This window comes from uncultured Tateyamaria sp. (genome assembly GCF_947504105.1).
Classification (GTDB): domain Bacteria; phylum Pseudomonadota; class Alphaproteobacteria; order Rhodobacterales; family Rhodobacteraceae; genus Tateyamaria.
On the sequence record NZ_CANNGP010000033.1, the window covers coordinates 40,656 to 50,665 of the forward strand.

The 10,010-nt window shown below is 58.8% G+C and carries 14 protein-coding genes; 6 read left to right on the forward strand and 8 right to left on the reverse strand.

All coding sequences use genetic code 11. From position 1 onward, the window contains the following. Positions 1–581: 581 nt before the first annotated feature. Positions 582–1,709 (forward strand): Hint domain-containing protein, encoded by a 1,128-nt coding sequence (locus Q1A75_RS17580; protein ID WP_299548794.1) that lies wholly within the window; start codon positions 582–584, stop codon positions 1,707–1,709. Positions 1,710–2,098: 389 nt separating this feature from the next. Here the strand turns inward: Q1A75_RS17580 and Q1A75_RS17585 are convergent, their stop codons facing one another. Continuing rightward, complete coding sequence (locus tag Q1A75_RS17585; RefSeq protein ID WP_299548797.1) at positions 2,099–3,268, reverse strand: MalY/PatB family protein; 1,170 nt, start codon at positions 3,266–3,268, stop codon at positions 2,099–2,101. A gap of 99 nt (positions 3,269–3,367) precedes the next feature. Here Q1A75_RS17585 and def (Q1A75_RS17590) point away from each other — a divergent pair, with 99 nt between their 5' ends. The 5 genes from def (Q1A75_RS17590) to Q1A75_RS17610 are packed head-to-tail and all read left to right on the forward strand — an operon-like array spanning position 3,368 to position 6,029. Then, positions 3,368–3,886, forward strand: coding sequence for a peptide deformylase (gene def / locus Q1A75_RS17590; protein WP_299548800.1), 519 nt, complete (start codon positions 3,368–3,370; stop codon positions 3,884–3,886). Then, positions 3,883–4,383, forward strand: coding sequence for a peptide deformylase (def, locus tag Q1A75_RS17595; RefSeq protein ID WP_299548802.1), 501 nt, complete (start codon positions 3,883–3,885; stop codon positions 4,381–4,383). The genes def (Q1A75_RS17590) and def (Q1A75_RS17595) overlap by 4 nt, the downstream gene beginning before the upstream one ends. Continuing rightward, positions 4,380–4,874, forward strand: a complete 495-nt coding sequence (def, locus tag Q1A75_RS17600; RefSeq protein WP_299548806.1) for a peptide deformylase — start codon at positions 4,380–4,382, stop codon at positions 4,872–4,874. The genes def (Q1A75_RS17595) and def (Q1A75_RS17600) overlap by 4 nt, the downstream gene beginning before the upstream one ends. 1 nt (position 4,875) lies before the next feature. Next, a complete protein-coding gene (gene fmt, locus Q1A75_RS17605) occupies positions 4,876–5,781 on the forward strand; it encodes a methionyl-tRNA formyltransferase (protein ID WP_299548808.1) in 906 nt (301 codons plus the stop codon). Between the two features lie 11 nt (positions 5,782–5,792). Then, positions 5,793–6,029: a hypothetical protein gene (locus Q1A75_RS17610; RefSeq protein WP_189368226.1), complete on the forward strand. Its 237-nt coding sequence runs from the start codon at positions 5,793–5,795 to the stop codon at positions 6,027–6,029. Positions 6,030–6,527: 498 nt separating this feature from the next. Here the strand turns inward: Q1A75_RS17610 and Q1A75_RS17615 are convergent, their stop codons facing one another. The 7 genes from Q1A75_RS17615 to Q1A75_RS17645 form a co-directional block, all read right to left on the reverse strand. Next, positions 6,528–6,836 (reverse strand): hypothetical protein, encoded by a 309-nt coding sequence (locus Q1A75_RS17615; RefSeq protein WP_299548811.1) that lies wholly within the window; start codon positions 6,834–6,836, stop codon positions 6,528–6,530. Between the two features lie 256 nt (positions 6,837–7,092). Continuing rightward, positions 7,093–7,548, reverse strand: a complete 456-nt coding sequence (gene rnhA / locus Q1A75_RS17620; RefSeq protein WP_299548814.1) for a ribonuclease HI — start codon at positions 7,546–7,548, stop codon at positions 7,093–7,095. Then, complete coding sequence (locus tag Q1A75_RS17625) at positions 7,541–8,131, reverse strand: class I SAM-dependent methyltransferase (RefSeq protein ID WP_299548817.1); 591 nt, start codon at positions 8,129–8,131, stop codon at positions 7,541–7,543. Before Q1A75_RS17625 ends, rnhA begins: the two co-directional genes overlap by 8 nt. Further along, positions 8,131–8,580, reverse strand: coding sequence for a DUF3429 domain-containing protein (locus Q1A75_RS17630; protein ID WP_299548820.1), 450 nt, complete (start codon positions 8,578–8,580; stop codon positions 8,131–8,133). Before Q1A75_RS17630 ends, Q1A75_RS17625 begins: the two co-directional genes overlap by 1 nt. Next, positions 8,577–9,029, reverse strand: coding sequence for a YdeI/OmpD-associated family protein (locus Q1A75_RS17635; protein WP_299548823.1), 453 nt, complete (start codon positions 9,027–9,029; stop codon positions 8,577–8,579). Before Q1A75_RS17635 ends, Q1A75_RS17630 begins: the two co-directional genes overlap by 4 nt. Continuing rightward, the gene (locus Q1A75_RS17640; RefSeq protein WP_299548826.1) at positions 9,026–9,640 is read right to left on the reverse strand and encodes a LysE family translocator; all 615 of its coding nucleotides are present in this window, start codon (positions 9,638–9,640) and stop codon (positions 9,026–9,028) included. The genes Q1A75_RS17635 and Q1A75_RS17640 overlap by 4 nt, the downstream gene beginning before the upstream one ends. A gap of 124 nt (positions 9,641–9,764) precedes the next feature. Beyond that, positions 9,765–10,010, reverse strand: a 246-nt coding sequence (locus Q1A75_RS17645; RefSeq protein ID WP_299592608.1) for a hypothetical protein, incomplete at its 5' end; no start/stop codon positions are given.

Sequence of the window (10,010 nt, forward strand, 5' to 3'; positions counted from 1 at the left end):
AAGCGTTAACGACTTGCGTTAAAACTTGCAGACGCGCGATATACGATGTCCTGCAGGGGCATGGCCTGTGGGACGGTCGCTGTACGGGACGAAACCGGCATCTGATGGGGCTGGAAAGTTGACTGCCGTCAGCCCAATGCCGTCAAGTATCCACCTGGTCCTTGCCAGCTTTGTGAAAAGCATCCAGGGCATTAAGCGCCTTTTCCGAGGTCACCCGCACATAGTTCCGTATGTCTCTTGAAAACTCAGGCATTAACTCTTCGAATACAGCAGCATCCTGAACGGATATAACAACCGGAGCCTCACAATCGTTTCCGAACTCGTTTTTCTCTTCCTCGGTAAAGAGTATCGCAAAAAACCAGATCCGATGCGGGCACTTCGGTGATCTTTGTTCTTTCTTTCACGGGTTTCAGTGCGTCAAACAGCGCTTCATGTGTGGCTTTGGGCATCAAATATGCTGGCATATTTCGGATCTTCCATTGTTTCCTGTCGCGATACAATCGTGCTTGATTATTTACACAACTAGTACACGAATCGTGTTAACCAAGACTATTATTGTGTAAGTCTGGGGGGCTTTTTAAATGCCATTGGTTTTGGATTGGGCGGCGATCAGGGCGCCCTCAGCGGAAGACGTTGTCGTCACGGACGGAACTGATTCCGTCACTGTTGATATCGACTCGGACAATCCGATTGGACGCGGTGACTGGATTTTAAACCGGGGGGCCGGTGGACACATTTCCGCAGCAAGCAGCTTTACAACCGATCCAAGGACATCAACCTTTGTGTTCGATTCAGCGGTTGAAAATCTGAGCTTCGAAATCTTTGATGTCGATGCGGTTGGCACACAATTTCAAGACACGGTTCAAGTACTTGCGTTTGATGAAGACGGCAATCCGATCCCGATAACGTTTTCCGATCTGGAATCGTATCATGTGTTGGATGACGCAAATACGGTTAGGGCTACCGGCGCATCAAACGGGGGCTATAACACAACTGGCGCACCCGACTCCGTAACCGTCACAATCGATCAGCCCATTGTACGTTTGGAAGTGTCTTTCCTCAGGGCTCCGGGTACGTCCCGAACGGGTCAGGTTGGGATAAGCGACATCACCTTTGATGTTGTATGCTTTGCGCAGGGTATGCAAATCCTGACAAATCGTGGGCAAGTCGCCGTTGAAAATCTTAACGTTGGCGACCTTGTTGTTACGCGGGATAACGGCTGCCAAAAGGTGCGTTGGATCGGTCGCAAAGAATTGTCGCGTTCGGATCTGGAGGTGCATCCGCACATCGCCCCAATTCGCATTTCTGCAGGAGCTCTTGGACCCAACAACCCGGAAGTTGATTTGGTTGTCTCGCCACAACACAGAGTGCTGGTGATGGATATTCAAGCTGAGCTATTGTTCGGTTCCTCTGAATTGCTTGCTCCGGCCAAGGGTCTGCTGGCACGCGATGGGGTCGCCGAGGTGGAGGACGCAGAGTCCGTGTGCTATTACCACATCCTGTTTGATCAACACGAAGTCGTTAACGCCCAAGGTGCATGGACAGAGAGTTTCCACCCGGGATCCTTTGGCTTGGGTGCTTTGGACGAAAAGCCACGCGCGGAATTGCTCACGATTTTCCCTGAGTTGAATGTGTCAGCAGGAAGTTACGGTCCGGCAGCAAGGCGGCTGCTTACTGTTAAGGAAAGCGAAATGCTCGTCAACGGGTAACTCTTCGGCCCCTCTATCAGCAAATTCCAGTTGTTGCGCAGAGCACCTTTGGCAAACCCGCTGGGGCTTTGCCAAAGCAATGGGTAAGGATGTCGGGATTTGGGAGATTCCGCCGGAAGCTCTGGAAAAGACGTTTCGAAGCTTGGGGTCTTCGGACCAAGTTGTGGTGTCCTATTCTTGGATGACCCTTCGCATAATCGATGGTGAGACAGATACAGCGATAAACCGCATCGCGGCACAACCTCACTTGAAACCTGAGTTGCGGCACTCTGCGGTTTATCAGGCAAGCTAGAAGAACAGACATTCTCTGCATTCCAACCAATGTGCAAATTGGGCTCAGAGTGGCCATTGGTTCCGCACATGGCGTAGCGCGCTTGCGGCTTCAATCCCTACTGCAAATCCCCGAACGCTTCCGCCAACCGCTCCACCGCTTCCTGCACCCGTGCGCGGGGCGTGGCGACGTTGAACCGCAGCCAGCTGTCACCGCCTTGCCCAAAGGTCGGGCCGTGGTTGACCGCGATGCAGGCGTCTTTTTCGACCCGTTTGGTGAACTCTTCGCGCGTCATGCCGGTGCCGTCGAAATCGACCCATGAGAGATATGTGGCTTCCAAAGGCATGGAATAGAGGCCGGGGATCGCGTTCACCGCCTCGTCAAACAGTTTCCGGTTGCCGTCGAGATAGGCGACCAGTTCGTCCGTCCACGCCGCCCCTTCGGGTGAGTAGGCCGCCGTGGCCATGAACAGCCCGAACGAGTTGGGCGATATACCCAGCGCCGCCATGCGTTGCGCGAACCTGGCCCGCAGGTCCGGATCGGCGATGATCACGTTGCCCGAATGCGAGCCTGCGATGTTGAATGTCTTGGTCGTGGCCGTCATCATGATCAGCCGATCCTCGACCCCCGGAATGTGCGACATCGGGATGTGCTTGTGGCCGGGCATGACAAGGTCGTGGTGGATTTCGTCCGACACGAGGATCAGTTTGTGCCGCTTGGCAAAGGCCGCGACGCCCTCCAGTTCCTCGCGCGTCCAGACGCGCCCGCCGGGGTTGTGAGGAGAGCAGAGGATCAGCATGGTTTCGGACCCGTCCAGCTGCGCGTCCCATGCATCGAAATCCATGGTGTACCGCCCGTCCGTCATGGGCATCTCGCACTCAACCACGCGGCGGTTGTTGGCCGTGATGACCCGGGCAAAGGCATGGTACACGGGTGTCATGAGGACGACCCCATCGCCGGGCTGCGTGAACGTGTCCACACACATGGCTGTGCCGTTGACGAGCCCATGCGTGGTAAAGATCTGGTCCGCATGCACTGTCCAGTTGTGCCGGTCTTTCATCCACCACTGGATGGCCTCGCGGTATTTGCTGTCGTCCCCGAAATAGCCGATGATTCCGTGGTCGAGTTGTGACTGCACCGCGTCGAGCACGCCTTGTGGCGGGCGGAAGTCCATGTCGGCTACCCACATGGCCAGCCCGCGGTCGCCATCGACGCCATAGATCTTCTCCATCATGTCCCATTTCACGCAATGGCTGCCGCGGCGGTCGATGATGGTGTCAAAGCTCATGGGGGGTCTCCGGTTCTGATTTGGGCGCAGGCTAGCGTGCGCGTGGGCAGGCGCAAGGGGACATTGCGATGCCCGGGGTGTTGGCTTACATGCAGGGGCATGAAACGACCCATCCTTTTGCACCCCGATCCACGCCTGAAGAAGACGGCGGACGCCGTGTCCGATCTGTCGGATGAGCTGCGTCGTCTGGCCGATGACATGTTGGAAACCATGTATGACGCGCCGGGGATTGGGCTGGCCGCCCCGCAAGTGGGTGTGCTGACCCGGCTGATCGTGCTGGATTGCGTCAAGGAGGAGGGAGAGGCCCCCCGTCCCTTGATCATGTTCAACCCCGAGGTTCTTGCGTCGTCCGATGAGCTGAACACTTATGAAGAGGGATGCTTGTCCATCCCCGAGCAATTTGCGGATGTAACCCGCCCGGCTGAGGTTGAGGTCCGGTGGATCGACCGTGACGGAAAAGAGCGTGTCGAGGGCATGGATGGCCTTTGGGCCACCTGCGTGCAGCACGAGATAGACCACCTCGACGGCAAGTTGTTCATCGACTACCTCAAGCCCCTCAAGCGCCAGTTGATCACCCGCAAGATGCAGAAGTTGAAGCGGGAACGTGCCCGCGTATGAGCCTGCGCGAGATCCTGACCTGGCCGCATCCGCTTTTGCAGGCGGTCTGTCCCCCGGTTGAGGCTGTGACGCCCGAGGTGCTGGCCCTGGCCGAGGATATGCTGGACACAATGTATGCCGCGCCCGGTCGCGGTTTGGCCGCTCGGCAGATCGGCGAGCTGGCGCGCCTGTTCGTGATGGACGTGACGTGGAAAGACGGGGAGCGTAGCCCGGTCGTCTGCATCAACCCGGATATCCTGGAGCGCGGGGAAGAGTTGGCCAGCATGGGCGAGGGTTGCTTGTCGATCCCGGGTGTCACGGCACAAGTGGAGCGCCCGACCTCAGTCCGCATGGTGTGGACCGATCTGGATGGCGTCGTTCAGGAGCAGTGGCTGACGGGCTTTGCTGCCCTGTGTGCCCAGCACGAATTGGACCATCTGGATGGTATCGTGACGCTGGACCGGGTGGACGACGCCCAACGCAGTACAATTCTGGATGCCTATGAGGCGCAAGTATGACGGTTCGCCCTTTTGTCCCATGGCCTGACGTGCGGCTTCGGACGGCGGCTGCGGATGTGCCCGAGATTACCGACGACGTGCGCGGGATTTGGGCAGACATGGTCGAGGCGATGGACGCGATGCCGGGTGTTGGCCTTGCTGCCCCACAGATCGGGGTGATGCTGCGCCTTGCCGTGGTGGATGCCACGCAAGATCGCAGCCGCCGTATCCTGTTGGCCAATCCCGAAGTGCTGGAGGCCGATGCGGAGATTGTGAAGGGCACGGAAGCGAGCCCGAACCTGCCTGGCGTTTCGGCCGAGGTCCCACGGCCCAAGACTGTCACCGTGCGTTTTCTGAATGCCGATGGCATCATTGATCGCCGGACGTTCGAGGGGTTGGAAGCGCGCAGTGTGCAGCACCAGATCGACCATCTGGCCGGGCGGATGTATTTCGACAATCTGGGGCGGGTGAAACGGGACATGCTGATCCGCAAGGCAAGAAAGGCCAGGTGACATGCGCGTGATCTTTATGGGAACGCCAGACTTCTCGGTCTCTGCCCTTGATGCGTTACATGTGGCGGGCCACGAAATTGCCTGTGTTTATACCCAGCCGCCACGACCGGCGGGACGGGGGAAAAAGGACCGGCCCAGTCCGGTGCAAGCGCGCGCCGAGGTCATGGGCCTGGATGTGCGTCATCCGGTGTCGCTGCGCAATGCCGAGGCACAGGAGGCCTTTGCGGCGCTGAACGCGGATATCGCTGTTGTGGTCGCCTATGGCCTGATCCTGCCGCAACCCGTCCTTGATGCGCCGACTCATGGCTGCCTGAACATCCATGCGAGCCTGTTGCCGCGCTGGCGTGGGGCCGCGCCCATTCACCGGGCGATCATGGCGGGTGATACCGAGACGGGCGTGTGTATCATGCAGATGGAAGCGGGGCTGGATACCGGGCCGGTGCTGATGCGCGAGGCAACACCGATTGGGGCGACCGAAACCACCGCGCAGCTGCATGACAGGCTTGCCGGTATCGGGGCTGCGTTGGTTGTGCGGACCCTCGACCAGTTGCCCGCCCTGACCGCAAAGCCACAGCCCGACGTGGGCGTGACCTATGCCACGAAGATCGACAAGGCCGAGGCGGCCATCGACTGGACGCAGGATGCGGCAGAGGTGGATCGTAAGATCCGGGGCCTGTCGCCCTTTCCCGGGGCGTGGTTCGAACATGACGGCATGCGGATCAAGGTGCTGGGGTCAGTGTTGGTTGAAGGTGCAGGTGCGGCTGGTGCGACCCTTGACGATGCCCTGACCATTGCCTGTGGCCGTGGTGCCGTGCGCCTGACCCGCTTGCAACGGGCGGGCAAAGGCGCGCAGGATGCCGAAATGTTCCTGCGCGGCATGCCGCTGTCCAAAGGGACCCAATTGTAGGAGAGCCGCCCATGTTTCCCACCCTGATCGGCACCGTCGTGATTGCGGGCATTGTTGGCTACATCTCGGAAAAGTCGCGATTTACCCATAACGGGATCGTGCAGTCCATCATCATCTGTATCGGTGGCGCTTTCCTGTTCTATTTCGTGCGGCTGATGTTTGGATTTGGTTTTTCGAGCCCAGGGCTGAACGCGATCGTATCGTCCATTGGTGCACTGATCATCGTCCCGACCCATTGGCGCAAGTGATGCCGCCCCCGGCGATGGCCTGACAAGGGGTCAGTGCTTGGGACTGTCGGCGCCATGCCGCGTTGTCCTGAAATTCGGACCAAGATGGCTGGATGGATGTGCCGAACGGAAGTTGGGCCCCACGTGACTGGATGGCTTTGCGGCGCGCACGCCGCTGGTGAACCGGTTTGCCCTGCTGTTTGGCGCCGGGCGTTGGATCAGTTTTGGTTGCGTCACGATACTGGTTGTGCCGGTTGTCGTGTTGTCGGCACTGGCTGAAAGTGTCGAGCACAAGAACGCCAAACCGATCACGCTGCAAAGATGTTGTTTGGGATTTGACATGTCATGCCTTCTGACGGGGTGCGGCAGCGGTGCCCTGCTACAAGATAGTGCTTCAGGTCGAGCGACCCAAGCCGGTCCGACCTTCAGACCGTGTTTGCGAAGGCGGCAAAGGCAAACGACCCGCCATGAGGGAAGAGGCGGGCCGTCGAGATGGGCGTGTAACGAGCTGCCGTGTGATCAGAAGAATTTCTTGATCAGCACCTTTTTCTTGAACTTCGTTTTTGGGCTTACGTATTTTTTCTTCTTCACGCCGTGGTACTTGTGGCCGTGGTGGTACTTGTGGCCGCCATGGTATTTGTAGCCGTGGTGAAACTTGTGCTTTTTCACCTTTACCTTGAAGTTGGCGTCAAACACCTGTGCGGCTTCGGTGTCGGCCGAGGCGCTGGCCCAGACGGCTTGCGCATTTGCCGGTGCAAAGCTGGTCATGGTGACGGCGGTTGCGATGGCAACAATCAGAAGCGGGGTTTTGGTGGCTTTCAGTGTCATGATCTCTTCTCCTTTGCATTTCGGCGCTTGGCCGTTCGTCTTGGGAAAGAGATAGAGGACTGGGGCTGTAACAATAAGGGACCGTTCGGTCACAAACTGTCATGGATATGGCAGGGTGAAGTGAGGACCAGCCGTGGTGAGGGTGAGATAATATATTTTTAACAGATGGTTAGCCGATAAACTACCTGTAACATTTGATGTAAAAATCACATGGCTGGTGTCTGTTTGAGGCGGATCGGGAGGAAATGCCCCTACGTCATTTGCCCTTGAAGGGGGCCATGCCTGCGCGTGCCAGCTCGTCCGCGCGCTCATTTTCAGGGTGTCCGGCATGCCCCTTGACCCATTCCCAAGTCACATCGTGCCGGGCCTGTGCTGCATCCAGCCGTTGCCACAGGTCGACATTGGCCACGGGTTTCTTGGCCGCGTTCTTCCACCCGTTCCGCTTCCAGCCATGGATCCAGCTGGTGATCCCGTTTTTGACGTAGTTGCTGTCAGTGACCACCGTGATGGTGGATGGTTTGCCCAGGGCTTCGAGGGCGGAGATGGCGGCCATCAATTCCATCTTGTTGTTGGTGGTTTGCGCCTCTCCACCTTTCAATTCGCGTTCCTTGACGATCCTGTCGCCGTCCATGGCCCGCAACAGGGCCCCCCAACCGCCGGGCCCAGGATTTCCGGAGCAGGCCCCGTCGGTATACGCAAAAAGCTCAGGCATGGGCCTGGACCACGATGAAGGGGGCGATTTCGCCAGACAGTCCGGCCTCTTCCCCTGTGCGGGCGTAGGTGAGGGTGAAGCCCGTGCTGGTGAGCAGGTCGTTGAGATCGGGTTCGGTCATATAGGAGTAGAGCCTGCCGATGCTATCCCGCGCTTCCCCGGTGCCGAGTTTGGTGCCGAAGTGGAAGATGCCCTTTGGTTTCAGGGCGCGGTGGATGGCCGCGAACTGGTCGGGCCATTTGGAAAGCGGTGTGTGTAGCATCGAGAAGTTGGCCCAGATGCCGTCGAACGTGTCTGACTGCGTGAGGTTGTCGTATCCTGCTTGTCTTGCGTTGACGCCTGTGTGTGCGCTGGCCAGTTCCAGCATTTCGGGCACGGGGTCCCATGCATGCGCTGCCAGACCAGCCTGTGCCATTGCGGCGGCGGCAAAGCCCGGGCCACACCCGATGTCCAGAACGGTGCCGCCCTTGGGCACGGCCGAAATGAACCTTTGAACCATCGGATTTGCATCAGTTTCATTGACCATCTTGGCATAGTCGGTGGCCTTGTCCGCATAGACCTGCAGGGTTTCCCGATCGCTCATCAGATCACCGTAATCGCAAGGCAGGCCACGACGATGGCCGTCAGGAGCAGTCTCAGTCTCATCCACCACCGCGGTGTCAGACCCCAGCGGAAAAAGGCGAAGTCCAGCATGAGCAGGCCCGCGAAGCCGAAGATCAGGTTCAATCCCGCGCTGGTGGGACCGCCGCCCGTCATGAAGAAGGCCCAAAGCGCCGGGATCACGGACAAGACGTAGCCCGTGGCTGCCTGTGCCCCGTTTGCCTTGGTGGCAAAGCCCCACAACACGCCCGACATGAATGACAGGATGACCGAGCCGTAAAACAGCTGGACATATGGTCCGACGAAACGGGGGCCCAATGCTTGTGAGCCCCATGCTGCAAGTCCGTCATTCAGAACGGTCACGGCGCCCCACACAAATGGGACAAGGCCAGCCAGACCAAGGGCAAGGGGGACGCGGGGGATTCTTGTCATAGCTCGCTGATCAGCTTCTGAATGCGTTTGGCCCGGGTGTCGGTCCTTTTGGCCGTGTTGACAAGATGCAATCTGGAGCGCTGCTGGCCCGGTGTCAAAGCGTCCCATGTTTCGGCGCGTCCGGCACTGCGGAGGGCCAGCAGAACGTCGTCGGGCATATCAACCAGATTTGGGTCGACGGGGCGCACACGCGCCTCGAAGGGTTGACCAACCTCAAGCCCGCTGTCGCGCAGAAATGTCTTGCCTGTGTAGACAAAGAGGCCGTTGATCACCGGCGCTTTCGTCACCGCAAGGTTGATTGGGAAATCACCGAACTCGCCCTCGATCCGCCTGGTTTTGGGCGGCAAGGCCGCAGTCACTGTGTCTGGCAGACGTAGGACCGTGTACGTGTTCTTCCCCCGCTCCATCGGTTCGATGACACCCTCGAACCAAAGCCAGTCGTCACTCATGCACGTTCCAGAGCCAGTCGGCCTGCGAGTGCCGCAAAGACGGCGGCAAAGCTGCGCGAGAGCCAGCGCATGACCACCTCGGACCCAAGGATCCACTGCCGGGCGGCGGCAGCAAAGGTGCCGTAGAGCACGAACACGGCAAAGGTCATCGCCATGAACACCAGGCCAAGTGTCGTCATCTCGAACGTTGCTGTGGCGGCGTTGCCCGACAGGAACGGGGGCAGCAGCGCGAGGAAGAAAATCGACAGTTTCGGGTTCAGGATGTCGATCAACGCGCCCCGCCGCGCGATGCGCCAGCCTGCGTCGGCGCTGCGCTGTGACGCGATGTTCAGTGCACCGCCGCTGCGCAAGCTGCCCCATGCCAGCCACAGCAGATACGCGACACCTGCAAACTTCACGATGTTAAACAGAAGGGCCGAGGTGTGCAGGATCGCGGCCAGTCCCAACGTTGCCGCCGCGAGGTGTGGTACGATGCCGAAGGTACATCCCAGCGCCGCCCACAGCGCGGCCCGGCGCCCTTGGCCAAGGCCCAAGGCGAGGGTGTAGATCACGCCAGTACCTGGGGCGATGACGACGACGAGGGCGGTCAAGAAAAACTGGAGAGAGAGCATGGAAACCTTCGAGTTGGGACAGGCGAAGGCTAGGGTGAAGGGGCGGATTTGGCAATCTATACGCGTGGGGACAGGCCCTTCGGTGGCGTTACGGGATGTTTAGCTGTTTGTGATTTGTGCTTGGTCACAAAAGGTTGGTTGTCGCGCGGTGAGGATGCGCGATTTTAACCATGCGAAAGCCAGGCTGCTTGCCGAAGGTGGCCGGGTCCTTCGCGCTGGACCATTTTATTGTCAATGCGTGCGATAGCTTTGTTGGACGAAGCTGACTATGGGATTTCTGGGTCGAGTGTCTGCAGAGGTGGTCGCGGAATTTCGGACCGGTCGTTAAGGTGGATCGCATGATGAAAGTGACGATCCAGAATGAAGAAAC

Bases quoted from the DNA above. Each gene is read 5' to 3' on its own strand.
- Q1A75_RS17580 (WP_299548794.1), top strand. From the start codon at position 582: ATGCCATTGGTTTTGGATTGGGCGGCGATCAGGGCGCCCTCAGCGGAA.
- Q1A75_RS17585 (WP_299548797.1), bottom strand. From the start codon at position 3,268: ATGAGCTTTGACACCATCATCGACCGCCGCGGCAGCCATTGCGTGAAA.
- def (WP_299548800.1), top strand. From the start codon at position 3,368: ATGAAACGACCCATCCTTTTGCACCCCGATCCACGCCTGAAGAAGACG.
- def (WP_299548802.1), top strand. From the start codon at position 3,883: ATGAGCCTGCGCGAGATCCTGACCTGGCCGCATCCGCTTTTGCAGGCG.
- def (WP_299548806.1), top strand. From the start codon at position 4,380: ATGACGGTTCGCCCTTTTGTCCCATGGCCTGACGTGCGGCTTCGGACG.
- fmt (WP_299548808.1), top strand. From the start codon at position 4,876: ATGCGCGTGATCTTTATGGGAACGCCAGACTTCTCGGTCTCTGCCCTT.
- Q1A75_RS17610 (WP_189368226.1), top strand. From the start codon at position 5,793: ATGTTTCCCACCCTGATCGGCACCGTCGTGATTGCGGGCATTGTTGGC.
- Q1A75_RS17615 (WP_299548811.1), bottom strand. From the start codon at position 6,836: ATGACACTGAAAGCCACCAAAACCCCGCTTCTGATTGTTGCCATCGCA.
- rnhA (WP_299548814.1), bottom strand. From the start codon at position 7,548: ATGCCTGAGCTTTTTGCGTATACCGACGGGGCCTGCTCCGGAAATCCT.
- Q1A75_RS17625 (WP_299548817.1), bottom strand. From the start codon at position 8,131: ATGAGCGATCGGGAAACCCTGCAGGTCTATGCGGACAAGGCCACCGAC.
- Q1A75_RS17630 (WP_299548820.1), bottom strand. From the start codon at position 8,580: ATGACAAGAATCCCCCGCGTCCCCCTTGCCCTTGGTCTGGCTGGCCTT.
- Q1A75_RS17635 (WP_299548823.1), bottom strand. From the start codon at position 9,029: ATGAGTGACGACTGGCTTTGGTTCGAGGGTGTCATCGAACCGATGGAG.
- Q1A75_RS17640 (WP_299548826.1), bottom strand. From the start codon at position 9,640: ATGCTCTCTCTCCAGTTTTTCTTGACCGCCCTCGTCGTCGTCATCGCC.